Raw genomic sequence first — 25,575 nt, forward strand, 5'->3', positions numbered from 1 at the left:
CCCAGGATCGGCTTCCTTACCATTCATGTAATGACCATCATTTGCACAAAATGATTAAGAAGTTACAGTCTAAGATATTAATTGGTTCATGTAAAAAATAAACATAAAAAACTGCTCGAGATCAACTCAATCAGTTTTTATGTCGTAATCATATTTCACGCACCTATTCTCGCAATTCCACCCGTGCCAATTGAACACGATAACAGGATGGGCTTAATCAAAATCATTCCATGTGAAGCCTTCTCTTTGCCTACGGCGTTCATCCCGGCAAGAAGAACAACGTTTTGGTGGATCCCAGCCACCCATGCGGAAAAGATCCTGTTCCTCTACCGTCCATTCAAAACGTTTTCCGCATTCCCAGCATTTAAGTCGTTCCGCTTCGCGCGGTTGATGGAACAGATCGGAGGTAGTTTCCATTTGAGGTGCTGCACCTTCTAAAACTAAGCGACTCTCCCCCTTATTTTGAAGATGAGCAATGACATCCATTATCGCTTTCTTCACCTTCTGATAATCGACAAGCTGCCATTGCTTGAGCAGTGGAATGAAGCGTTCATCCGAAGTGCCCGCAACTTTCTGTAAAAAAAGCAGAATCATGCCTCGGTTGCGATCTTTCAGATAGGACATATCTATATCGCCAATTCCAGCTTCAATCCACTGGCTCCATTGATGCAGCAGCAGGTCAGTCAACTGATCACACTGGATCAGCCATCCTTTTTCTGTGAAAATAAGCAGGGGCATATCTCGGTTGTACTGTAATTCAAGAAAATCATTCTTGATCATCCAATCGACTCGTTCTGTAATTTGCTCCAGAGTCAGGTAACCATAGTAGCCATACGCCACATTCGTGTTCAATTCCAGCTCCAACAGCTTTTTATCGCGTGAGCCCTTTAAAATTTTGGCCAACATACTCCTTCCTCCACTACCGATCAAACTATCTGCCGCGTGAAGGATTTGACGGATTTCCTCTTCTTTTAAACTAGCTTCCAACTCCGGTTTCATCTGCTTTTTCTTATGATTCAATGTGGCCATAAACAACTGATCCTCCTCGCCATACTTATATAGGATTTACCCACTTTATCCAATAATTTTTTTCAAACTCATTCTAATATTGTATTATTAATTATAGTCAATATTTTAATATAGCAAAACTAGAATAGAGAGGTTGTTGTTCTCCGTGCTCACACCTAATCAGATTAAACCGTTTATTTTACACCCAGAGCTAGTCGTTAGCCACGCAGCGATCAATTATTTTTCCAACAGCAATTTATATTTGAATGATGCTACACTTATGCCGCTAGTCCTTCAAAGGCTTAAACAAGTTCAGAAGGGTGAGACCTTCCACCTGTTCGAAGCCCGCTTATTCACTCAATCCAAGGAAACGATATCCGAGATCATGGAGCTTCTTCAAGCAAAAGATATGGATGCCAACACCAAATTTCATTTAGTTAATATTCTCATTCATAGCGATCTGTCTCTCCTTGAACCTTATCTGGATGTTCTGGCTCACTCTGAGGACTTGAATAAACGGATACAAACCAGAATGAATATTACTAATTTGGAAAATGATGCTCTCTTCGATGCATTCGAACATTTCATTAAAGAAGCTTATGGCAAATACTTTAACGACATTGATACATTTTATTGCGACCAACTGATACATGAACTCGCACATCGAAAGAGCGTATCGCCTGACTACATTTTGCATGTACTCGATTCCTACAACCCGGACGATTTTGGTTACAAAACGATCTTTTACACGCAATTGGCGGGTGAAATGCAGCTGGAAACGGCAATTCCGCTACTATGCAGCTTAGTGGGAGCTGAAGATGATGTTCTGCCGGAAACTGCTGTGAAGGCCCTTGTTCGGATTGGCACCGAATCTGTCATTACGACATTAGTTGAAAAATACGCTGCAGCATCCGAGGAATACTATAGCCTCTTTGCATCGGGTGTGTTCGGGAAAATTAAGCTGCCCGCTTCTGAGAAAGCACTGCTTGCGCTGCTGCCCAACGAAGATGATATCACTAATGCCACTATACTGGCCGACGGACTGTGCGAGTTAGGCTCCACTATAAGTATTCCCTTGGTGCAAGAACTCGTAGAGAATGGCTATGACAGCGGACTCCTGAATCTCAAGGAAACGCTTTATGCCCATTGTATAATGTCTGACGCTCTGCTGCCTCAGAGGAATATCTGGAAGCTAGAGCTAGAAGAAGAGAATAAAAGACGAGCCAAACGAACAAATGAGATAAATCGACAATTTTCGAATAAAAGTCCAGTACCCATATTAGCCCCCCTCAAGAAGATGGATAACATAGGACGTAACGACCCTTGTCCTTGCGGCAGCGGTAAGAAATATAAGAAGTGCTGCTGCAATGCATAGTTAACATCTGGCTCTCATAAACAAAATCCCAACCACTGACATTTGGTTTGGGATTTTGTTTCACGTACTTTCTTTTTCTTTGGTCATTACTAGCCCACCTCACGTAGCACAGGCATGTACAAGTGAGAAATCAATAAATCGTCTTGCCGTTGATCCGGGTTTCAATTGTGGCCTCTGGAGGAAAGGAAGGAAATAGGCTCTCCAATTCAAATAACTGATGAATATGATATACGCCATGTAATAACGCTGAGTTGTACACCCTATCCGCCACAGAAGCGGCCACCTTTGCGGTAATCTTGGCCTCGTTTATTCCCTGTAAAAAGCTCTCAACCAACACATCTTCCTGCCCCCTTTTTCCCCATGCATCGACTTTTACGGCAAACATCTCTTTTCCGAATCGCATCTTACCGAACAATTGAATCGCGGCTTTACGAATCGTCTTTAACTTCAATAAACGGAACATGCCCAATGCTCTCAGCCACGCCAGCAAACCCGTCACCGCATTCGAATCGAAACAGAGACGCGTGGAAATAAATGGTACATTAAGCGTTCGCGTAAGCGCATGCTGGTCAGAAAAATTGAACCGATACGCCTTTCTACGACCCAACTCTGATCCAAAATCCGTTTTTTTGCCGTCCGTGAAGCTAGATACGACATCCCTGCTTCCATCCTTTACCACACCAAAATCCGTGCTTAGGTTATCAACGGTCCATTCGATAGCGGCTTGTCCATGCTGATCTCCCATTCCCAACATAATGAAAATGTCTATGACATTCGTCTGATCCATTAATTGTTTGGCACGAAGAGCCAGCAAGTTTGTCAGCCCCGGAGCGAGTCCAATACTCAGCACGGCCGTTGCATGACTTGCGGCGGCTTCCGCATGCAATCCTTCCAATTGCGATAGAAACGAATCGTTCGCAGAAACATCCACATAATGAATCCCGCTTTTGAAACAAGTCCGAACAAATTCAGTATCCGCCTGATCCAGACACATCACGACCAGCTTGACGTCTTTCAAAATGTCTGGATCAACCGCCTCCTTGATATTTAACTGTAAAGGCCTTACCTTCCCATTGGTTATGCTGCTGAATTGCTCAGCACGGCTAAAGCTTCTTCCCGCCGCATAAACCTTACCTGGATATAACTCACCCAGATCCCTGCAGATCATTTTTCCTACATGACCATATCCGCCAACCACCACAATATCATTCTTCATAACGATCTCTCCTATTAACTGAATTGTTTACTTGCAAGTCCCAGCGCCGCCCCTAAAACCATGCCCAGGTTGCGTGTTAAAGCGATCATCCCTCCTATGGATCCGACATGCTCCTTAGGAGCATGCTGCATAATAAAACTGTTATTCGGGGACGCAACAAACCCCATTCCCATCCCCATCAGTGCCATCACAAGAATAATCCATACCAGCGGCAACTGGCCGAAACCAATAGAAAAAACCATAAGTCCGACTCCCATCCCGCATAATCCCAAGAACATAAAAACTCTGGAACTAAAACGATCGGACATATGACCCGCAACCGGACCTGCAAAAGCCAAAAGGAGCGGATACGCGGTCATGATAAATCCGACGGACAGTGGAGAGATGCCGGACAGGCCGGATAAATAAAATGGCATGACGACCAGAACCGTATTAGCTAGCACAAAAGAAGTACAGCTTATGATCAACCCCCCTGACACAGCGGGAATAGCCAACGCCTTAATCGGTAAAAAGGGTGTTTTTTGATGTAATTCCCATAGAAGGAGCCCTAACAAAGCCACGAGAGCAACAGAGAATATAGAAATGATTTCTGTCGATCGCCAGCCCCATGTGTTGCCATCCGTTAGTCCTAAAATAACGGAGCCAATCACAATGATAAACAGAAACGCTCCAACACTATCGAGAGGTTCAGAACGGTATTCTTGTTCGCGTGCGGGAATGTAGCGTAAAGCCATCCATGTGGCAACGACTGCGACGGGAACATGAACCAAAAACAACCACTGCCAACTAAACCACTCCGCGATCAAACCGCCCGCAAACGGCCCGGTCATGCCGCCAAGGGCTACAGCGGTGCTTACAATACCAAGAGCCCGCCCTCTTTTTTCCTTCGGTATGGGATATAAACGCCCCCGCGCAAATCGAAATCATCATCAAAAATCGCTGCCTTTGCTCCGGAATACCGGATAAATTCATGATGCTTCATCCCCTAACCATCCTATATGGTATAGTTACTAAACTAAATAGCCAAAAAAAATTATCTCTGTAAAAACTCGTTTAATTTTTCAATGCATTTCTCGAATATTTCGATCTCCTGCTCGCTTACCTGAGTACGAAGCTGATCGTAAAAATCGACATGCACTTCTTCGTGTGCTGTGAAAGCTTCCTTCCCTTTCTCGGTAAGTGACATTACAATCCCTCTTGAATCATGTGGATGCGGCGCACGCGTAACCAAGTCTTTAGCTTCCAAGCGGACGATAAGCTGTGTTACCGCGCCTTTCGTAACGCCTAGGCGGGCGGCGATCTCACTCATTAATACGGCACCCTCGAAACCGATCGCCTCGATCGTGTGAATTTCACTCGGAGTCAAGGTCCCCGCGTTTCCAAAGGTTTGAGGATGGCGTTCGAGCCGCCTGAGCTGCATGATCAATCTTCCAAGATTACGGCTTCCTCTATTCCTGCTATGTGACGGAGAGACATTTTTATTATTCATGATTTTAGTTTAGTATCTCAACTAATTGTTTGTCAAGCATCGAGTCCGTTTTTCAAGGAAAAATATCCCTCGATCTGCGCTAATTATTGCAATGATGGATACCTACGGTTCCAAGGGTATTGCAGAAGTAACAAAAAAGTCTGCCTCATCTCCGATGCATAACTACGGGAGATAGGGCAGACTTACTTAAGGTTTATTTTACTCTTCACCAGGAAAGCTTTGCATCTTTATCCACTTACGCCGCTATATGAATAACTCCATCTGCTTCACATCACCTAATCTTTCAAGTGAAATCGGCGCATAATCACGGAAATAAGCCTGATTAATTTCCTTTTCTTTGGTCATGACTAGCTTGCTTCCATTAGCCGCTTGTCTAAGTCTGCAGCTAAAGACGACAGGGAAATAGTCTTTAAGAAACTTGCCTTCCGCATGCGCTGTGAGCGCTATGATCTGAAAGCCGAGCTGCTCGGCTATAAAAAAGACAGGACTCAAGACATGATCGCTCGACGCTTTCCCGAAAGGATTATCTAGGATTACGGTACGATGCCTTTTCATATTCGCTTGAATATGTTGACGTTTTTCGGCGACATAGTTGAGTAAACCCAAGAATAAGGTCATATTCTTGCTCCATTTTTCCCCGCCAGACCAATTATTAGATTGCTCCCAGGAGAAGGAAGCCTTCGTTACGTTATTCTCATTGGTTACTTTGCGGCAGGATACTTTCATCGGCCTTTCTTGCAAAACAATGTGCAATAGCTGCTTGGTATCCAGCCATTTTTCGATCTCCTTACGAACGGTAGATTTCACTTCCTGCCCGTTGTCATCGCGGTAGTGTCCCTTTTCAAGTTCGGCCAATATCCATTCCAGATGCTTGCGCAGATGGTCCTTGGCCTCCAGCTCATCCCATTCAGGAATTTGGAACGAGTAAATGTGCTTCCACTGGTCCTCAACCTTTACTCTGGTTTTATTAGGGATATCTCGAAGTTCAGAAGCAATCAGCTTTATATGGCTGTGCACATGAATAATATACTGCTCTAGCTGCTGATTATGGGTGCGCATCGTTTCTTCTGCAACATGGTTGACACGTTCAATCCGGCTGTGCATTTTCTGTTGAAATTGCGTTAGCTCCTGATAGTTGTCTTTTTTCTCGACACCTTGCTCGGCCATGTCTCTCATTTTGATATCTTTGATTTGTTTCCTGCAAAAATCGATAAAATGAACTCTCGCTTTTTTTACCGATGTCTCTTCTGCTTCCAGTTCCTTCATAACGGCGGATAGCAAAGTCACGGATTTTCGGACCAGTTTCATTCTGTCATTCGGAAACTCGGCTTTCAGCTCTTGCGTGATAAATGACGCCTGAATGAGCGGATTTTCAAAACCATGCATGATTTTATATTGATTTAAGTATTGGATAACGTCTTCTATTTTACCTAATTGGGCCTGAATTTGTGTATGCTGCTGCTGTAATCCAGTCTTCTGCTGCTGCAGGCGTGTATCTTCGCTTTGGACTTGCTCTTGCACCACAGTCAGAGACTCCGTGAAGGCTATAGGTAGCTCACCCGAATGCGCAGTGCCATACTGCTCAATGAGTAGTTTAATAGTCGTCGCTAGTGCATCAAATTGCTTCTCAACTCGCGTAAATTCTTCTTTGTCACGAGACATCCGAGATTCATAGTCCTTGAGCTCCGATAACAGCTGCGACATCTGTTCTTCACCGGTCACAGAAAACGCAAGATCCTCATTCAAATCCAAGTCCGCTTGTTCGAGTCGAAGCTTATTCATCTCCTTCTCCAACGTTGTTCTGCTAGTCTTTGCATGATTCCACTCCGCTTCAAGCTGCTGACGCCCTTGGGATATGCGATTTAACTTGAGATTTAAATCCTTCCGTTCAGTTTTCAACCACTCTATGCTATGATTCGCTTCAATCGGCTGCACATCAACAGTTTCCATATACAGATCTTGATTTTGAAGACTTGATTTTTCGGTTCTCAAATAGTTCATTCTGCTTTTCACGGATTCGAACTGCAGCTTCACTTGCTCCATAGAGCGCTGCCTGCTATCCAACTTGCTTTGCTGATCTTCTGCCTGTTCAGCAAGCTGATCGATGGCCCCGTTCAATGCGGAGATTTCTTTCCCCAGCTCAACATATGTCCGTCCTTTTTCAATCCATTGCTGAAGCTGGACCATTTCACCTTTTTGCTCGTCCATGATGTTACTGTGCTGCTGAATCGTTTGCTCAGCCAGTCGCACCGATTTCCTGATTGAATCCTCTTGGTTCTCTAATTCACGCACTTGTTCGCGCTTAAGTCCAACTTGCCTTTCCATTTCTTGTACGACCTCAAGCGGGTATGAAGCAATGAATCGACTGAAAGAAGTTTGTAAATCAGAAGTACGCTGCAATTCACTTTCCTTTACTCTACGTGCTGTCAGAACCTCTTCACCTTTTTGAGATATCGTTTGTTTCCAGCTCACAAATTCCTCGACATCCGCATTTTCACGCCAATGCATCGGTTCAACCCAAGCTTTTTCTTGCACAGCTATCGGCGTATCCATATTGGCTAGACGCGATGCTTCTTGCGATGAGATGACTTGAATCGGGAACTGCATATCCTCCGCATACTGCCGCAGCTTGCTCGTTAATAACCCAACCTCTTCTTCTGTCGTAATCAAAGTCACTGACCAAAGAGGATGTGTCATTGCCCGCTCGGTTAGGTCTAAGCCCTGCAAATATTGAATGCCTGTCTCCAATAACGCGAATTGATTACGCCATTTTTCCACCAATCCTGCCACATAGACATCAGCAAAAAAGGCATGTTGGTAGCTATAATCATCGATATAACGGAAAGCCAGACGCTCTTTCAACAAGTAAGCTTCCTTTTCCAGGTGCAGCTTTTCCAAATCCTCCCTAAGCCGTTCTTCAATCGAACTCTGCTTCTCATAAACGGATGAGAGTCTCCCCCATGAAGACCTGTAAGCAGCGATTTCAGAAAGCATAGATTGATGCTCTTTTTTGAATGCTTCGAGATTTTGCTCAGAGCTGACGCGTTCCACATAGGCGATCTTGAGCTGTTCACTAACTCGTTCCAGTTCTCTCCCGCTTTCCTCTTTACCGAATGCCAACTCCTTGTTCTTCTGCACAAGGTGCACGTTGCTATCATCCAACTTCTGATAACGCTGAATCCAATCCGGCATACTGCCTTCCATGCTCTCGACTGCTGGATTTGCCAAAACATTGATCCTAAGAACGTCCCTATCTTTCTCACGAGCCTGCACAATGGATCTATGTTCAATGAGCTGCTTGTTCAATTCCTCAAGTTCGCTCGATAGATCTCTCAAAATCGTTTCCTCTAAGGCCGTCCTATTCTGATGAGCATCTAATTCCTGCCTGAGTTTCTCTTCTTCCACCTGCCACTCTTGCTCTATCTTGCTGTAAAAACTGCGAATTTGCCCACTATTATTGATCCATGCTTCCCGAAGATCCCCTTCTTCTTGGGTATTACCGAACTGATCAAGTTCGCGCTGCAAATAATTCATGCGCTCTTCTGCAGAGGTCCACTGCTGCTTGTAGTCGGCTAAACGCAGAGAGTAGTAGTGCTGCTTAGCACTTCGTACTTGCGTCTCTTTCCGCTCAACGTCTTCCTCGACCAATCTCAGCTTTGTTTCCAAAGCGGATTGCTCCTGCTTTTGCTTGGCAATCTGAAGGGATTCTTTCTTCCGAGCCAATAACTGCAACTGCTGATCGCATTCTGACATATGACGGTGCCATTGTGAAAGCTTAGTGGTTTCCTCATTTTTCTGCTCATTCACTAATAACCAATAGGCCTTCGTTTCAGCCTGGGCAGCTGCATAAGCCATCTGTTTAGCATCCATTTTGGCAAAATGAAGCACATAGCCATCCAATTCAACGAGGATTTTCTTATTTTCTTCGATTTTCTCTTTTAACTCTTTATATTTTTTGAAGCTGTCCCTGTGCATTTCAAAATTATTCGCGAACTCGCCTTGTTCATATCCTGCCATTGCATCTTCTACCGTTGGGATCAACAAGCGATCGAACAACTGGCTCGTCGTTTTACATTCATCAAAAAAGCTCTCTACTCCGCCCTCTGAGCTATTGATCTTCGCAATTCGATCCCACTCTGATGCGATAATGTGATAATCGTTTTCCAATACTTTCTTGTACTCTTTCATCGTGGGAGGTAGCTTCGCGTTCATTCTTTTCGACGTCATCTGGTGGTAATAATCATGGATTTCGCCTTTATCGGCAGCTCTCAAGTTGCCTGCACTTTCCTTGACAAAAGGTATCCGATCAATGCTATCTGCATCAAGCTCCGGATAATCATAGACATACCGATAAGAATCAATCCCTGTTGCTGTCAGAAACAAACTAACGCAAGTGACCACATATCTCCGTGGCCGCTCACTCAGAATCCACTCGATCGCGATATGCGCAGGACCGTTTTCGAGACTTAACGTATCCTTCATTTTACGTCCGGCAAGTTCCGCATGCGGTAGTATGGCTTGAATAGCAGACTGGATAAAAACCGTCTTGCCCCCTCCATTTTCCAGAAGGATCGCGCCATTATGCCCATCAAAATGAAACAATTCGTCGTTGTAACGCTTATTTCCATCCTCATAGACCACATTCGTAAAACGTATTTTAGAGATGGCTGGCATGTTCGCTTCCCTCCTCCTCAAACGCATCGCTTTGATATAAAAACTCCAAAATGCCGCGGTTATATTCCAGCTCCATAAAATATCGCTGAACAACCACTTTGGCCTTTTCGGTTAACGTAATCTCTTGATTACCAATATCGATCACTAACTCTTGCGCGACCAGAAACTTGCGGACAGAGTCCATAAAGCTAACCCGGCTAATCGTATTCCCGCTTTGCCTCGCAGCTGTTTCCTTGATATCGTCCATGGCACTCCACTTTTCAATCAAGGCCGTCCAATTATAGGAAAACTCCTGCTCCATCTCTCTTAATTCAGCTTCAGGATGCGTCTTCAATAACGCTATTCGCTCATTCACAAGCTCCGTCCACTCTTCAATTCCGATAAAACTTCTCGTAGGCTCCATCGTTTGGTAGCTGTCGTAAAAGGCTCCAATCAACACGATGATGCTGACATACATCAGATAGAGATCCGCATTCACGGCATTCGCCCGCAGATAGTTGCGTTTAATCACTTCGTTGTTCATATGAAAAGGCGATAGCCGTGTCTCCGGAATCATATACAGCTGTTCGCCTGCAATAACCGTTACACAATCGACTTCTCGCGCGAATTGATCCACAAGCCCTCGCACCACATCGTCCGCCATGTATTCTTGGAGCCATTGTTTGCCAACCGCGTTATCACGAGCGAGCAAGGTATAGATGCGAAAAGCTCTCATTACTGTCCCATTCTCAAGTCCAATTGTCATCCTGTTCTCCCCACGAAATCAACATATTCTGAATGCTAAACCTATCGTTTACCTTAATAATATCCTCTTGCTCAATGATGACCAGACAGCGGCTTCCCAGAAGCATATACATATCTTCCAGCAATGTCCCCGGCTCTTCATTCTGATGCTTATCCCTATCATCCGCCCTAAGGGGACTTCTTTGATGCAGATAGATCCAAAAATCGTAGAAAGCTCTCTCACCCAGCAGATTTGCATGCTCGCTCTCTTCGAACAGCTGAATGAACGGTTTCAATTCAACTTGGCCCTGTTCTTCCATCTTTTGCAGCAGCTGCTCCATCAGAATCTTGTACAACTTTTTCTGCATCGTCTGGTACCGGTATTCGTCGCTGTCTCCGCCAAGTTCCAGAAACTTGTCATCCCGCTCTTGTCCGCTGCCGTCTTCCAGCATATTTTGCTCAGCCCACACGGTTAAAAGCGACCACATCTTCGTCTCTTGAACCGGTAAGAACGGGGCCAGCACACCTTTCATCGTCTCCAAAGGCAATGGCGTACTAAATATAAGCGAAGCAATATCCTGATCAAAATTAAAGGAATCCAACCCGGTATAATATAAGGATTCTTGCGCTGCGCCAAGTGCATGTGATTTTAACACCATACTCTGATGAAATAGATCCGAATGCTCGCCATGAACCTTCTCCAGTTCGTTGGATATGCGTAAAATCAACTCATAAGGCCGCTGATCAGCTTGCCTAACCGTCTGTGCCTGAACGCGATCCTTGGTCTCCTTCACAAATTGACGCAGTTCTTCGAACTCTTCATTCTCCATCTGCAAGCGCAGATAAATATCTTCCAGCAGACCTTTATAACGTCCGAATGTTTCTTCCGACACGATATTTCTTTTCAACTCATGCTCCAGCTTAACCATCCGCTCCTGCAACGCTTCCACATCGATCCGCATCTCATTAATTTGCCGCAAAGCGCCTTCGAACTCGCCTTTTTCCAACTGCTTGCGCAGCACCAGCTGATGAATCGACAATTGGAATTCTGTATAAAATTCCTTGGTCGCAAAAATAAGCTCCAACCCATCTTCGTCGAGCGTGTAGTACTGCGTATTCGTTTTTAAATCGAAGGCATTCGCTTTCAGAATCGATATATAAATATGCTCCGTCTGACCGGATTCCCAATTCATAAAGGTAAAATCCCGTTTCTTCCCTGTCGTCGGACGAAAAACTTGCGTGATCTGCCTTGCCAGATCCTCAAATTCGACATCGTCCAAATCGATGAAGATCCCCGTCACTTTCAAAAGAAACTCGGCTAAGTCTTTTACACCCGCCTTATTGTTTCGCATCAACTTCTGCTCAAAAAAGTAAAGCAGCGTCAACAGCCCAAGCTCCATGAAATCTATCGGTTTATTTTGACGATCCGTTTGGCGCTTTCGTTGAAGCTCATAGAGAGGATCAAAAAGTGCCAGCTTGGTCATACGTTCCCGGAACCCGGAAACAACCTGACCAATTTCTACGTAATCCATGCTGTGTGCCTCCAAATCGTACAAAGCTCGTGTGTGGGTAAACACATGCTCCTGTTTGAGAATATATGCCTATTATATCAAAATTTCAAAGGTTGAAGGATTGGTAGGCCATTGGGAAGTAGTTCCATCCAATAAAAAAAGCCTGTTTGAGCGATTAAGCCCAAGCAGACTTTATCATAATGATGTTTCCACTTCGATTTCCAACCGATCTTTTTCGTCACTTGTTAGTATAGCACCATGGGCGAATGTTTGTACTCATTAAACGCAAAAAAAGGGCTATCCCTCAGCCATTTCTGAACTGCCCCCCGTTCGTGGACACTTCAAAGGAAGACCCTGGATTAAGCTGTTAAACGATGGTGCTCAGAAAGTGTCCCTGCCCTCTTGGTTAGCTTTAACCACAGCTAGCCTTGAATGCTAATGCTGGTTGATAGAGACTATTGTGGTTACCACTGTTGTAATTTCTGCAACAATTCATATGCCAAAAGGCTATTTTGTACGTTGAAGTTGCAGTTTGTACAACATTTCGAACCCATTTGTTGCAAAATGACCTGTATAGAGCCCAATTGTTGTACATTATGCAACATCGAGGGGAGAAAGGCGGGATCTAGGCAGAATTTGTTGCACTTTTTACAACATCATTCAACCGAGAAGAAGGATTCCCTACTCCAATTATTTCCCACGTGTAATCCTCAACCTTTCTTATTCATTGATTATATAAACGTAAAAAGACCCGAGATAGGTCACTTTTTTCAAAGTGTCTTTCTTTCGGGTCACTGTTCATTTATGGCTTTTGGGACAGCTCCTTCCTGCAATAACATATCTATCCAACACCCGAGCAGCCTCCTGGCTCAGCTGTTGTCAATCTTTCACCGACCCCTGCATAAGCCCGGCAATAAACTGCCGACTGAAGATTGAGAACACAACAATGAGCGGTACCGTAGCCATCAGCGTTGCGGCCATGACCATTGAGTAGTCCGTGCTGTACACGCCATTCATTGAGGCAATCAGCATCTGGATCGTGAATTTGTTCTGTACCGAGATGACGACGAGCGGCCACAAATAATCATTCCAGGAATTCAGGAACGTAATAATGCCAAGCGTCGCCAACGCCGGGCGAAGTACCGGAAGCGCTACGCGATAGTACAGGTCAAAAGAGTTACAGCCGTCAATCCGTCCTGCATTGATAAGCTCATCATGCAGCACGGAGGCCGCATACTGCCGCATCCAGAAGATGCCAAACGCACTAGCCGCACCTGGGATGATCAAGGCTTTCAGGTCATTGATCCAGCCCAGCTTTTGTATAATGATGAACTGGGGGATTAGTCCCAACTGCTGCGGCACCATCATGGTCATCAGCAGGAAGAAGAACAGGAACGGCTTTCCCGGAAATTGGAATTTAGCAAAGGCGAAGCCCGCCATCGAGCAAAAAAACAGAACCAGCAGCGTGTGCACACCTGCTACGATCAAGCTGTTGCCGAACGACCGGAAAAACCCGACATGATCGATAACCTTTCCGATATTAACCAGCAGCTGATCGCTCGGAAGAAACCTCGGGGGAAACCGGAACATATCCGAAGTCGTTGCTGTAGACATCACGAACAGCCAGTAAAAAGGAAATAGCGACAACAGAGAACCGACCAGCATCCCGATGTGAATAAGGAACGTTCCTGAAGCCCATGATGACTTCGCTGGGGTCTTGGTTAGGACGACGGCATCTCTGCTTCGGCGAGTGACCGTTACTTTGGAAGATTCCGTGCTCATCAGATGCCCTCCCCTCTCGAAACGAATTTCCAATTCAAGAAGGAGAAAATACCGATGATCAGGAACAGCATCCAAGCGATAGCAGAAGCATAGCCGAACAGCTGATTGCCGAAAGCTTGGTTATACAGATACAGCACCAGCGTCAGCCCGCCTTTGGTTGCCCCTCCGGTATTGCCGACGAGGATTAATGGCTCGGTAAACAGCTGCATGCCTCCGATCGTCGAAAGGATCACAGTGAACAGAATGATCGGTTTTAACAAAGGCAGCGTAATGCTGAAAAACTGCTGCTTCCGGCTAGCCCCGTCAATCGTAGCTGCTTCATACAAGTCATGCGGGATACTCTGCAGCCCGGCCAAGTAAATGATGGCATTGTAGCCCGTCCACCGCCAAATGACCATGAGCGACACGGCAACCTTCACCCAGAACGGATCGTTGATCCATTCAATCCGCGGTAGCCCAATAACCTGGAGCAGCCCGTTAATCAGCCCAAATTGGCTGCCGAAAAACGACCCGAAGATAATGGCTACAGCCACAATCGACGTAATATTCGGCAGAAAATAGACCGCTCGATAAAAGTCCTTGAACCGCACGAAAGCGGCATTGAGCAGAAATGCGACGACCAGTGCCAGAAACAGCTGCGGTAGGGTCGAGAAAAACCAGATGATGAAGGTGTTGCTGACCGATTTCCAGAAATCTGGATCATCGGTCAGCAAATTACGGAAATTGCGAAGTCCCACGAACTCCATCGGCCCGAGCCCATCCCACGAGTGGAAAGCCAGGTACAGCGAGAACAGAATCGGAAACAACCCGAATACGATAAACAAGATATAAAATGGAGATATCATCAGGTAGGGCGCCAAATACGTCTTCAACCCTCTCATCGCAGCCACATCCCTATTTGTTTTTCAATTTAGTCTTGGCCTTCTCAATGAGGGCCGCGAATTCTTTGTCAGGATCCTTGCTCTTATCGACCGTCACGGCCTGCATGCCATCGCTAATAATATCTTCCACGGTTTGATAGAAAGGTCCTTTACGCTGCACTTTCACATCCTTGGCTACCTCGGAGAACAAGATGCCGAGCTTCTGGTTGCCCCAGAATTCATACCCCGCCTCTGTGAACGCTTTATCGCCATAGACCGACGGAGTCGAAGGGAAATTGCCTGAAATCTTGAATACTTCTAACTGCTGCTGGGGTGAAAGCATCCAACTAATAGCTGTGTAAGCTTCCTTGGCGTTCTTCGTTTCCTTCGGAATAAGTAAGAACGAACCGCCCATATTGCCGGTGCCCTCTGGAATTTTGGCTGCTCGCCATTTGCCCTTCGTATCCGGTGCGCGGGTTTCGACATGCCCTTTGCCCCAAGCGGCAGAGATGTACGTAGCGATTTTGCCCGAATTCAGAGCGGCAGAGTACTCCTGCAGCGCATTTTTCTGGTCATAAGCTCCAGCGATGCCCATTTCACGGGCTTTTTTATAATAATCCAGCGCTTTCTTGATTTGCGGGTTGGATTCCATTGTTAAATTCTCGTCTTTATCAAAGTACAGTTCATTGCCCTGGTCGCGAATCGCGCCATATAATTCATAAGGGTTGGATAAAATACTTGCGCCTGTTTTCTCCTTCAAAGTTTTGCCAGCAGCGAGGAAGTCGTCCCAATTCTTAATCTTGGCCGCAACATCGTTAGGCTCCGAAGGGAGTCCGGCTTGTTGGAAAAGATCTTGGCGATAGTAAAGCACCATCGGACCGATGTCCGTAGGAAATCCAAGCTGCTTGCTGCCAACGCTGCCTTGCTTCCATTTCCAATCCAGATAATCCTTGGACAGATCCTTAGCACCATACTCGTTCAGGTCGTAAAATTTATCAGGATACTTCAAGAATTGGTCCATCTGCGAAATATCGATCATCGCAATGTCCGGAGCCCCCGAACCTGCCGACATAGCCGTTAACACCTTCTTATGGGCGTCCTCCCACTTATAAATCTGTGGAATAATCTCGATGTTTGGATGCGTGCGGTTAAACTCTGGTATAATCTTTTCAAATGATGCCCCCTGCCAAAACCACATTTGCAGTTGAACCTTTTTCCCGCTGTTTCCACCTGCTTCATTTTTTACTGCGCTTTGCGTACCTCCGCTGCTGCATGCACTAAGAAGAACTAGAAGAGAAACCAAGAGCAGAAACATGGACTTGCGTTTAGGCATCCAATTCATTAGATAAACGCTCCCTTCACCATTTTCAACTGGACTTCCAAATTAGTAAGCCCTTACATTTAGTATAGGCAGGACATTACAGCTCGTATAGGTAACGAATCTTCGATTTCTTGGACTCTTCTCAGGAATGTTCCACCGTCCGATAATCCCCGGGGGCCATGCCGACGAAGGTTTTGAAGATGCGGCTGAAATAGGCCGGGTCCTTGTACCCTACCCGAATGCATACCTCATATACCTTCAGGTTCGTCTCGCGCAGCCATCGCTTGGCCTCCGTGAGCCTGATCTGCGTCAAATACTGCGTATAGGTAAGCCCCATCTCCTGATGAAACAAATTACTTAAATAATTGGCATTCACTTGGAATTGCTGGGCAAAATCGGACAAATTCACCGCTTCGTTGGCATATTCGTTATGTACGTATTTCAAGAGCGCCTTAATAATCGGCGGAAATGAGTCCCCTCTTTCCTTCCTTGTAATTTCGTTAAAGCCCAAGCTCATCATGCTGCGCATATACATCAGCCCAAGATCACTTATCTCCTTGGTGCAGCCTCCATGACCTATTTTCACTTCGATGCGGAGCTTTGCTTCCATCCACTTCGAAATTTCCTGCACCCGCTGCTCCCAAGCCACTTTATCATCGTGCTCGGTGAACAGAACCACAGTGATGAGCCGGTCCTCTTCGCATACTGCCGCTGTCCCCAATCCGCTGAACGATTCATGAGCACATTCCCGGATAAAGTAACGTACCGAGGTCTCTCCCAGAGACCGCAAATCCTTGGTCGAAAAGGAGACGAGCCGGATAGTGGCATATGGCGGAATCAGCCCTTCATCGAAGGTTGGCACCGGTACCCCGTGGAGCAGGTCGTGCATTCGTTTCTCCAGCAAAGCCCGGCTGCGGATCACACTCACCTGCTCGGACTCCATCCGCCTTCGATAGTTCCCATATGCTTCGTTGTATACCTCAAGCAGCTTCTCCTTGGAAAGGGGCTTAAGCAGGTAAGCTGCCACTTGATGCTGCATCGCTTGCATGGCATAATCGAATTCCGCATGCCCCGTTAGCACATACACTTCGGTTTGCAGTGAATGCTGCCTGATATATTCGGCAAGCTGCAGGCCGTCCCCCGCCGGCATTCGGATATCTGTAATTACGAGCTGCACCGTCCTCTGCTGCAGTATTGTAATGGCCTCCTGCCCGCTAGAAGCATCCAGCACTTCACCCACGCCTTCGAAACGGGCCAATGTTCTGCACATTGGAATACGTACATTCGCTTCATCGTCTACAATCAGAACAGTAAACATACGGTTACCCTCCTCCCTCTACATGGTTTAGCGTCTCAAACTGCTGCATAATCCCTTTCCACGTTAACTCAGGATCTGCACCGTCAGATTCAACCCGCCGAAGACCGTCGCGAATCCATCTTTCAATCGTCGTATAATCGTAATCATCGTAGCCGGATTTGTAGCGAAGCGCCGTGTAAGAATAAATTTGACCGACAGGCGCATCATTGAAAAAGGGATCGTGAACCTCCAGGAAATTAGAAGAGGAGTACGATTCCGGTGTGGAAGGAAAATTCCCGCTGCCGATAAAATTCGCCAGCTGCTGCTGCGGAGCTGTTAACCAGCGGGCTAGCTCATACGCCGCATGGGGAGTTGAGCTTGTCTTCGGTACCGCTAAGTATGTCCCCGTTAGATTAGATGGCAATCCAGGTGCCCGGGTCAGATCCCACTTGCCCGCTGTAGCAGGAGCATTCTTCTTCATCATGCCGTGTAGCCAAGAGGGGGCCAATACGAGGGCGAATTTTCGATTAACCGCTCCTTCGGCCCAAGATGAGGTTTGCGACGGTAACCCGGCGCTGAGGCCACGCTTGTTGAAATACACCGCCCGATCCCAAGCTTCCTTAACATGAGGACTTAATTCGTGCTCCACAGGCAGCACATATTGACCGTCAAACTGGTTGAGATAGCTAAGGAAGATATTCGTTATATTATCGAATAATACGGCCCCCGTCCGCTGCTTCAGTAGGACTCCTGCCTGCTCCAGCGCGTCCCAATCAGACAGATAGGCTGCCACCTCCTCCCGCTCTGTTGGTAAACCGGCCTCTTGAAATAAGTCATGGCGGTACGCAAGCGCCACTGGCCCGATATCTACAGGCATGGCATACAAGAAGCCACCATTCTTGCTTTCCGCTTGCCGCCATTTCCAGTCCAGATAGTGAACCCGCTCGTCGCCGTAATCATAGAGGTTATAGAACTGTTTCTGGAAGCGCTTTAATTGATTCAGCTGCGAAGCCTCCAACAGAACAAGATCAGGGGAATCAGCCTTCGTGGCCAGCGAAGTCATGAGACTCGGCACCACATCGTCGTATTGAAAAGTAACCATCTCGACATCCATTTGAGGATTGTCTACCTCATACTTCTTAATCAGCGGCTCCAGCCCACTTCCTGGCCACAGCCAGATACGCAGCGTACTGGGCTTCGAAGAACTTTCCACACTTGGCATGACCATTTCGGGGGAGCAGGAGCACAGCAGACTGATCATTGCCAGTACTAGCGAAATCCGAAGAAATAGATTAGGCAGCGCCATCATCCCCTCTCTTACCCAGCATTGACAATCCTTGCTCCCTATCAAACTGAGATGGCGGGTCCAGCAGAGGAAGCGATAATACCACCTGCAGTCCTCCCAATAGACTTGGCATCAGGCGAATTCCGTAGCCTGGACCGAAGAAGGCCTGCAGCTGCTTATGCAGATTGCTTAACCCGATGCCACTCGCCTTCTTCTCAAAACCTTGCTCCCGATGAATCGAGTCTTCAAGCAACTGCAGGGCTGTAAGCGGCATTCCTACGCCATTGTCTTCCACAGAGCACAGGATCTTGCCGTCCTGCCGGTAGATCCGGACCCGAATTAGCCAGTCCCCCTCGTCCTTGTGCTCTAAGCCATGGTGGAAGGCATTCTCAACGAGCGGCTGCAGGACGAGCCGGATCACGCTTTGCTGCTGCAATCCTTCCTCTACGTCGATACTAACGTTAAATTTCTCACCGAAGCGCGCCCGCTGGAGCAATAAATACCGGTCCAGCTGCGCGAGATCCTCCCCGAGCGTCACGAAATCAGTCGACGGATGGACGCTGTAGCGAAGCAGTTCTCCGAGTGCGAGTGTCATTTCCTGTGCCTTTTCCGGCCTTTCGTCCTCAATCGTCCAGTATATCAGATTGAGTGAATTGTATAAGAAATGCGGGCGGAACTGGGCTTTCAACGCGACAAGCTCCGCCCTCTGGGCACTGATTTGCTTCTCGGAGAGCCGTTGAACGACTTCCTTCAGCTGATGCACCATGGCATTGTAGTTCGAATATAGCTGAGTAATCTCCCGGCTCGCAAAAGGCCGATCGATCGGCTTGATGCCTTCCTTGCTCAGCTTATTCATCCCGTCGGCCAATTGACGAATTGGCTTCGTTAGCGTCCATGTGAAGTACGCTACCAGCGCGAGGGCAATCCCGATACCTGCAGCCATGGTCAGCAGCGCGTTCGCCCACATCTGCGAAGCGTCACTGTACACCGCTTCGGGTTTGAAATAAGCGATGGTGGTCCAAGCGCTGTAATTGGACTTGGCGTAGGCCACAAGCATCCGCTTGCGATCCTCCCTCGTCGTCCATTCGAAGAAAGGCTGCGCATTTCCGCCGAACTTGGCAAACAGCCCTTGATCTGCCGCCGTTCCAATCTCACGTGGCTCCGTCGAATACACGATATTCCCTATGGAATCCATCACCTGCACCTTTCGCTCGATGCGCTGGCCCGTTTCACCGATCATCCGGTTCATTTTCTCCACAGGAAATACCACGAACTGATCCCCCAGCACAGTGAGGCTTCGAGAGTCCTTCAGCTTTCGGGCCCCAATAATTGCAGGAATCTCACCGTCTCGCCAGGCCGGACCATACACCCATAGCATATGACCATCGAGCTCCTCCATTTTCCTGTACCAAGTGACAGCACTCACTGCGTCATCTGCCTTCCGCCAAAACAACTGGAGTGACTCGTTTGACGAGTAAGCATTGCCTTCCCGGTCGAAAAGGTGAATGAGCATTTCACCTGCGATATAGCGCGTTTTCTCCGCAAGGTAGCGGTTCAGCGCAAGCTGCTCTTGCCCTCCTTGCTTCGTAATCGGATTGTTCAAAGCGGTCTGCACCTTTTCATCAAATGCAATCATCTGGGAGGCTTGATCATATTGACGCAGCAGCACATCAATCTTTGCCGACAATTGGTCGACAGACTCCTGCGTATAACCAGCCGTGCGGTTCAGCGAAAGCTGTGAAGTTAAGCGATAGTTGAACAGATTGGTAAGCGCAATAGCCAGAGCCGCAATGAGAAACATACCGGCCAGCAGCTGGATAAAGATAGGAATAGGTCGTCGTCGTATCACGTTTCACCTCGCTTCCAAGCGTTAGCACTTCACTTATATGTTCTGACACATAATTCTAGCTAAGGACAATATCACCTTCTATCGATGTGAAAATGAGGAAAATGAACTAAATAATCTGAATATTCGACATGTAATGTTAATTCTCTTCTACTTGTCAACTCTTCAGTGTGGCAAACTTACAAAGCATCACATATCCCACCCATATTTGAATATATTTAATAACAAGCTTTTTTCACCTCTGCCCGTTCAGCATTATGCTTGCCATAATAATTCAGCAAAAGCTTACGACGTAAATTTCGCTAAAGCAAAACTCTAAGGAGGTGTCCTCATGACAGAACCCCTTTTTATCGTTTCCAAAGAGGATTGGTCCTTGCATCGCAAAGGATATCAGGATCAGACCAGGCACCAAGAGAAGGTGAAAGAAGCCATTAAACAGAATCTTCCCGATCTGGTTACTGACGAAAGTATTGTCATGTCCAATGGAAAGCAGGTCGTGAAAGTTCCTATTAAGAGTCTGGATGAATACCGATTCCGCTATAACTTTAGTAAAGGAAAGCATGTTGGTCAGGGAGACGGGGACTCTCAGGTCGGCGATGTGTTGGGCACAGATCCGCAGCCAGCCCAAGGCCCTGGGAAAGGTGAGGGTGCAGGCGATCAAGCTGGCGAAGATTACTATGAAGCGGAAGTGAGCATGGAGGAACTGCAAGCCATGTTGTTCTCCGAGCTGGAGCTGCCCAATTTGCAGAAAAAAGATAAGCGCAATATGACCACAACAGAAGTGATTTTCAACGATATCCGCAAAAAAGGGATTATGTCCAACATCGATAAGAAACGGACCATTTTGGAGAATATGCGCCGTAATTCGCGCTCGAGCTCCCCTGGGATCCATCACATCAGCCCTGATGACCTTCGTTTCAAAACGTGGGAAGAGATAGAGAAGCCTCACTCGAATGCGCTTATTATTGCGATGATGGATACCTCCGGTTCCATGGGTTCCTTTGAAAAATATATAGCCCGCAGCTTCTTTTTCTGGATGACGCGCTTCCTGCGCACGAAGTATGAGAATGTAGAGATTGTGTTCATTGCCCACCATACCGAAGCTAAAGAGGTCACGGAGGAAGAGTTTTTCACCAAAGGCGAAAGCGGAGGTACGATTTGCTCCTCGGCTTACCAAGCAGCAATTGATATTATCGACAAACGGTATCCACCGTCACAATTTAATATTTATCCGTTTCATTTCTCCGATGGCGATAATTTGACGTCAGATAACGAACGGTGTGTGAAGCTTATTACGCAGTTAATGGAGCGCTCCAACATGTTCGGTTACGGAGAAGTCAACCAGTACAATCGCAGCAGTACACTCATGTCCGCTTTCCGCCATATTCATGATCCTAAATTTCTTCATTATGTCATTCGTGAGAAAGGTGAAGTGTACAAAGCACTGAAAACCTTTTTTACAAAGCAGGAAGGGGTGGCTGTTCAGTGAGTAAAACCGAAATCCAAAAGCTCGAATACGCCATTGATGAAATAACGGAAATTGCTAAAGGTTTTGGACTTGATTTCTTTCCGATGAGGTATGAAATCTGTCCCGCCGAAATTATTTATACCTTCGGTGCATATGGAATGCCAACGCGTTACAGCCACTGGAGTTTCGGTAAAAATTTTCACCGCATGAAAACGCAGTATGATTTTGGTTTAAGTAAAATTTACGAATTAGTCATCAATTCTGACCCCTGCTATGCCTTCTTGTTAGATGGAAATTCGCTCATTCAGAATAAACTGATCGTCGCACACGTTCTTGCCCATTGTGATTTTTTCAAAAATAACGCCCGTTTCGCAAACACGAACCGCAATATGGTGGAGAGCATGTCCGCTACCGCCGAAAGAATTCGGCAATATGAAATCGAACATGGCATTGACGAAGTCGAGCAATTCATTGACGCCGTGCTAGCTATTCAGGAGCACATTGATCCTGTACTGACCCTATCCTATCGACAGACGCGTAAGCGTCAGGAAACCCATAAAGCCTCCACACCAGCCGCACGATCCGTAGCAACCTATGGATATGAGGATATATGGGATCTGGATGTTAAGAACAAACCTCCTATACCGGAAAAAGACGAAAACAAACGCTTTCCACCTCAACCTGAAAAAGATATTTTGCTCTTCATCGAGGAGAATGCCCCCTATATGGAAGAATGGCAGCGGGATATTCTGACGATGCTGCGTGATGAAATGCTCTATTTCTGGCCGCAGCTTGAAACGAAAATCATGAACGAAGGCTGGGCTTCCTACTGGCATCAACACATACTGCGCGAGCTGGATTTGACTGAAGAGGAGACGATTGAGTACTCCAAGCTCAACTCCTCGGTCGTGGTTCCGTCCCGTCATACCTTAAATCCTTATTATCTCGGGCTCAAAATTTATGAAGATATCGAGAAGCACTGGGACAATCCGACGGAAGAAGAAATAAGAAGGCATGGGCGCAAACCCGGGAATGGTCGGAGTAAAATATTCGAGGTTCGCGAATACGAATCGGATACCTCTTTTATCCGGAATTATTTGAATAAACCTCTCGTGGAAGAACTCGATCTATATGTATTTGAAAAAAAAGGTCCTGAGTGGAAAATTACGGATAAAACTTGGGAAAATACTCGGGATCAGCTCATCTACTCACGTGTAAATGGCGGCTTCCCCTACATTGTTGTGGAAGATGGCGATTACCAACGCAGCGGCGAATTGTATTTGAAGCACGCATTTGAAGGGGTCGAACTTGATCTCAAGTATGTCGAGCGAACGCTCCCTTACATTTACAAGCTCTGGGGCAAATCAATTCATATGCATACCATCGTCGAAGATAAGCCGGTTTTGTTCACCTATGACGGTAAAAAGCATCATCGTCGTTTTCTATAATACGAAGAGGCCACTTGAACGGATTGGTTCAAGCGGCCTCTTTTTGCACGTGTTTTATTTTCCCGAGCCTCGACAGAACTAGTGTTATTCCGACAACGGTAATCGACGTACTTATTATTTAATAGATGATATTCTTAATACTAAGTTAATCATATTATTTTTATTTTGTAATAGGAGATGAGTTGAAGTGAGAATGAACATCTTATTTAACAAAACACCGATTTCTGTCAATTTCGTTGGAACGGACCACAAATTAATTCCCTCTCTGATCAACGCTCTTCGTTATAACAAATTTACAACGATGAACCTTGCTCAACCGTTAGAGCACGTAGATTTATTTAGTTCAGAAGCCATTTTATATGCCAAAGATGGGAATAAAGCTAGAATCCCTATTTTTTAAACATAATCGTTACATACGCATAAAGCTCTGACCCCAATTAGGGGCACAGGAAAACAAAAAAAATGAGGTGGCAAGATTCTTGCCTTCTCATTTTTTTTGTTTTCTTTCGACTGCAATGGAAAGTCACCCGACCTCTATTTCGCGGAACGTAGAGCCGCTATTTCGGGAATATTGCGCATGAAATCGACTAAGAGGAACGAGAGGGCGCTATTTGATCAAAAGGAGAGATCTGGAGACAAAAAAACGCGAAATAACGCCTCCTCGTTCCTCTTCCTGATCATTTCGGGTGTTTTTCAACCAAACAACGCCTCTACGTTCCCTCGATAACTTCTGATTACCGAAGCAAAGCAAACCATAGCACATTACAGTAACGGGCAAAGAGCATAACTTCCAAAAACGCCTTTTGAGGGCAGCCTCTTCTAAACTAGCAACAGCTGCGGCACCGGTAATACCAATGTACCTAAGCCTTAGCGTGCAGTTTAATAACGGCATGAATCGCCGACAAAATTTCACGTTCAACCGCTTGAGATACAACATCAGTATGAGGGTTATAGACTTCTCTCAAATCAGCATCGGCGTAACCGTCCAGCGCAACAATCGCACCTGCGCGCACGCCGCGCAATGAAGCAATCACATAGAGCGCTGCGATTTCCATCTCAACGGCAAGAGCGCCGGCTTGCTTGTACTTGCGGTGTGGAAATTCCTCGACACCTTGGAAGAAGGCATCCAGGGTAACGGTTATCCCTTTGCGCACAAGACCATCCGTCTCTGATGCTGCTTCATACAAGGCCAGCACAACATCCAGATCAGCTACTGCTGGGAAGCCATGCGGAACGAGTTGGCGGGTTAAGCCCTCTTCCCTCACGGCTGCCGTACTGACGACTAAGCTGCCTGGAGGAACATCAGCTGAATATGAGCCTGCTGTGCCAACGCGAATCAGTGTCTTTACGCCGCCTTTGATCAGTTCCTCGAAGCAAACAGCTGCTCCCGGCGAGCCGACGCCATGACTTACAACCGTAATCGGAACTCCTTGGAATTCACCAATAAACGTGCGGTATTCACGACTGAAGGCGAGTTCTTTACTATTATCTAGCTTGCTAGCTATGACTTCCGCGCGAAAGGGGTCACCGCATACGATCGCATAAGGTGATAAATCCTCTGAATGAACCTGTAAAATTGGTAATAGCATGTCAATCAAACTCCTTCTTTTCCCATTCATCTTCTGGAATCGGAATCGCTTCCCCCGAGAAGCGCTGCTCTTGGAATGGATCCGCCACATTATGGAAGCCATTTTGCTCCCAGAAGCCTTCGCGGTCGGCTGTCATTAATTCGACGCCTCGAATCCATTTAGGACTTTTCCAAAAATATAGGTGAGGTACAATGAGCCTTAGAGGCCAACCATGTTTAGGAGTCAACGGCTTCCCATCATATTTCAAAGCCAACAGAACATGATCCCCCATAAGATCCTCTAGAGGGACGTTCGTTTCATAATCGTTGTCGGCATGCAGCATGACGAACTTGCCTTGCGGCTTGATATCCAGCAGGCGAAGAAAATCGCGAAATAGAATCCCTTCCCAGGCCGTGTCAAGCTTAGACCAACGGGTTACACAGTGAATATCGCAGAGGACTTGCGTTTGAGGCATCGCTAACAATTGTTCATACGTGACAACTTTGTCCACTTCGACCTCGCCAAACACTCGCAATGTCCACTCCGCCATGTTGTATTCCGGTACTTCTCCTTCATGCAAAATAGGAAACCGGTCTGTCAGAACCTGCCCCGGTGGGACTCGGTCTGACATTGCCGCACCTACGGAGGGAACCTTCATTTTTCTGATTCGATCAGCTTTGGTGTCTTTTGCCATCTGTCATTAT

20 protein-coding genes are annotated in these 25,575 nt (G+C 46.5%); 4 read left to right on the forward strand and 16 right to left on the reverse strand.

Features of this window, described 5'->3' with window-relative positions; translation table 11 throughout:
- Nucleotides 1–213: 213 nt before the first annotated feature.
- A complete protein-coding gene (locus GC102_RS07595; protein ID WP_171688943.1) occupies nucleotides 214–1,029 on the reverse strand; it encodes an RQC-minor-1 family DNA-binding protein in 816 nt (271 codons plus the stop codon).
- Nucleotides 1,030–1,174: 145 nt separating this feature from the next.
- Between GC102_RS07595 and GC102_RS07600 the strand changes: the two genes are divergently transcribed.
- The gene (locus tag GC102_RS07600) at nucleotides 1,175–2,383 is read left to right on the forward strand and encodes an SEC-C metal-binding domain-containing protein (protein ID WP_171688944.1); all 1,209 of its coding nucleotides are present in this window, start codon (nucleotides 1,175–1,177) and stop codon (nucleotides 2,381–2,383) included.
- Nucleotides 2,384–2,513: 130 nt separating this feature from the next.
- Here GC102_RS07600 and GC102_RS07605 read toward each other — a convergent pair whose 3' ends face one another.
- The 13 genes from GC102_RS07605 to GC102_RS07660 form a co-directional block, all read right to left on the reverse strand.
- A complete protein-coding gene (locus GC102_RS07605) occupies nucleotides 2,514–3,599 on the reverse strand; it encodes a saccharopine dehydrogenase family protein (protein WP_171688945.1) in 1,086 nt (361 codons plus the stop codon).
- Nucleotides 3,600–3,613: 14 nt separating this feature from the next.
- Complete coding sequence (locus tag GC102_RS07610) at nucleotides 3,614–4,429, reverse strand: MFS transporter (protein WP_246320781.1); 816 nt, start codon at nucleotides 4,427–4,429, stop codon at nucleotides 3,614–3,616.
- A gap of 23 nt (nucleotides 4,430–4,452) precedes the next feature.
- On the reverse strand, nucleotides 4,453–4,581 hold the full coding sequence (locus GC102_RS39985) for a hypothetical protein (RefSeq protein WP_281367633.1): 129 nt from the start codon (nucleotides 4,579–4,581) through the stop codon (nucleotides 4,453–4,455).
- 51 nt (nucleotides 4,582–4,632) lie between these two features.
- Nucleotides 4,633–5,019 (reverse strand): MarR family winged helix-turn-helix transcriptional regulator, encoded by a 387-nt coding sequence (locus GC102_RS07615; protein ID WP_246320782.1) that lies wholly within the window; start codon nucleotides 5,017–5,019, stop codon nucleotides 4,633–4,635.
- Nucleotides 5,020–5,331: 312 nt separating this feature from the next.
- Nucleotides 5,332–9,762, reverse strand: coding sequence for a coiled-coil domain-containing protein (locus GC102_RS07620; protein WP_171688947.1), 4,431 nt, complete (start codon nucleotides 9,760–9,762; stop codon nucleotides 5,332–5,334).
- Nucleotides 9,746–10,507, reverse strand: coding sequence for a DUF6063 family protein (locus GC102_RS07625; RefSeq protein ID WP_246320783.1), 762 nt, complete (start codon nucleotides 10,505–10,507; stop codon nucleotides 9,746–9,748). Before GC102_RS07625 ends, GC102_RS07620 begins: the two co-directional genes overlap by 17 nt.
- Nucleotides 10,491–12,017, reverse strand: coding sequence for a replicative DNA helicase (locus tag GC102_RS07630; RefSeq protein ID WP_171688948.1), 1,527 nt, complete (start codon nucleotides 12,015–12,017; stop codon nucleotides 10,491–10,493). Before GC102_RS07630 ends, GC102_RS07625 begins: the two co-directional genes overlap by 17 nt.
- An 858-nt stretch (nucleotides 12,018–12,875) precedes the next feature.
- Nucleotides 12,876–13,661, reverse strand: coding sequence for a carbohydrate ABC transporter permease (locus GC102_RS07635; protein ID WP_376769354.1), 786 nt, complete (start codon nucleotides 13,659–13,661; stop codon nucleotides 12,876–12,878).
- Nucleotides 13,662–13,777: 116 nt separating this feature from the next.
- Nucleotides 13,778–14,659 carry a carbohydrate ABC transporter permease gene (locus tag GC102_RS07640; protein WP_171688950.1) on the reverse strand — a complete coding sequence of 294 codons (882 nt, stop codon included), beginning with the start codon at nucleotides 14,657–14,659 and terminating at the stop codon, nucleotides 13,778–13,780.
- A gap of 13 nt (nucleotides 14,660–14,672) precedes the next feature.
- Complete coding sequence (locus tag GC102_RS07645; RefSeq protein ID WP_171688951.1) at nucleotides 14,673–15,980, reverse strand: ABC transporter substrate-binding protein; 1,308 nt, start codon at nucleotides 15,978–15,980, stop codon at nucleotides 14,673–14,675.
- 121 nt (nucleotides 15,981–16,101) lie between these two features.
- Nucleotides 16,102–17,277: a response regulator gene (locus tag GC102_RS07650; RefSeq protein WP_171688952.1), complete on the reverse strand. Its 1,176-nt coding sequence runs from the start codon at nucleotides 17,275–17,277 to the stop codon at nucleotides 16,102–16,104.
- A 4-nt stretch (nucleotides 17,278–17,281) separates the two neighbouring features.
- Nucleotides 17,282–18,562 carry an ABC transporter substrate-binding protein gene (locus GC102_RS07655; RefSeq protein ID WP_246320784.1) on the reverse strand — a complete coding sequence of 427 codons (1,281 nt, stop codon included), beginning with the start codon at nucleotides 18,560–18,562 and terminating at the stop codon, nucleotides 17,282–17,284.
- Nucleotides 18,549–20,390, reverse strand: coding sequence for a cache domain-containing sensor histidine kinase (locus GC102_RS07660; RefSeq protein ID WP_312883189.1), 1,842 nt, complete (start codon nucleotides 20,388–20,390; stop codon nucleotides 18,549–18,551). Before GC102_RS07660 ends, GC102_RS07655 begins: the two co-directional genes overlap by 14 nt.
- A 328-nt stretch (nucleotides 20,391–20,718) precedes the next feature.
- Here GC102_RS07660 and yhbH point away from each other — a divergent pair, with 328 nt between their 5' ends.
- The 3 genes from yhbH (at nucleotide 20,719) to GC102_RS07675 (ending at nucleotide 23,703) form a co-directional block, all read left to right on the forward strand.
- Nucleotides 20,719–21,876, forward strand: coding sequence for a sporulation protein YhbH (yhbH, locus tag GC102_RS07665; protein WP_171688954.1), 1,158 nt, complete (start codon nucleotides 20,719–20,721; stop codon nucleotides 21,874–21,876).
- Nucleotides 21,873–23,303, forward strand: a complete 1,431-nt coding sequence (locus GC102_RS07670; protein ID WP_171688955.1) for a SpoVR family protein — start codon at nucleotides 21,873–21,875, stop codon at nucleotides 23,301–23,303. The genes yhbH and GC102_RS07670 overlap by 4 nt, the downstream gene beginning before the upstream one ends.
- A 187-nt stretch (nucleotides 23,304–23,490) precedes the next feature.
- Complete coding sequence (locus tag GC102_RS07675) at nucleotides 23,491–23,703, forward strand: hypothetical protein (RefSeq protein WP_029197871.1); 213 nt, start codon at nucleotides 23,491–23,493, stop codon at nucleotides 23,701–23,703.
- A gap of 460 nt (nucleotides 23,704–24,163) precedes the next feature.
- Here GC102_RS07675 and GC102_RS07680 read toward each other — a convergent pair whose 3' ends face one another.
- Nucleotides 24,164–24,892, reverse strand: coding sequence for a nucleoside phosphorylase (locus GC102_RS07680; protein WP_171688956.1), 729 nt, complete (start codon nucleotides 24,890–24,892; stop codon nucleotides 24,164–24,166).
- A 1-nt stretch (nucleotide 24,893) separates the two neighbouring features.
- Complete coding sequence (locus GC102_RS07685; RefSeq protein WP_246320785.1) at nucleotides 24,894–25,565, reverse strand: sulfite oxidase-like oxidoreductase; 672 nt, start codon at nucleotides 25,563–25,565, stop codon at nucleotides 24,894–24,896.
- Nucleotides 25,566–25,575: the final 10 nt, after the last annotated feature.

Source organism: Paenibacillus germinis, from assembly GCF_013141785.1.
Classification (GTDB): Bacteria; Bacillota; Bacilli; order Paenibacillales; family NBRC-103111; genus Paenibacillus_E; species Paenibacillus_E phytorum.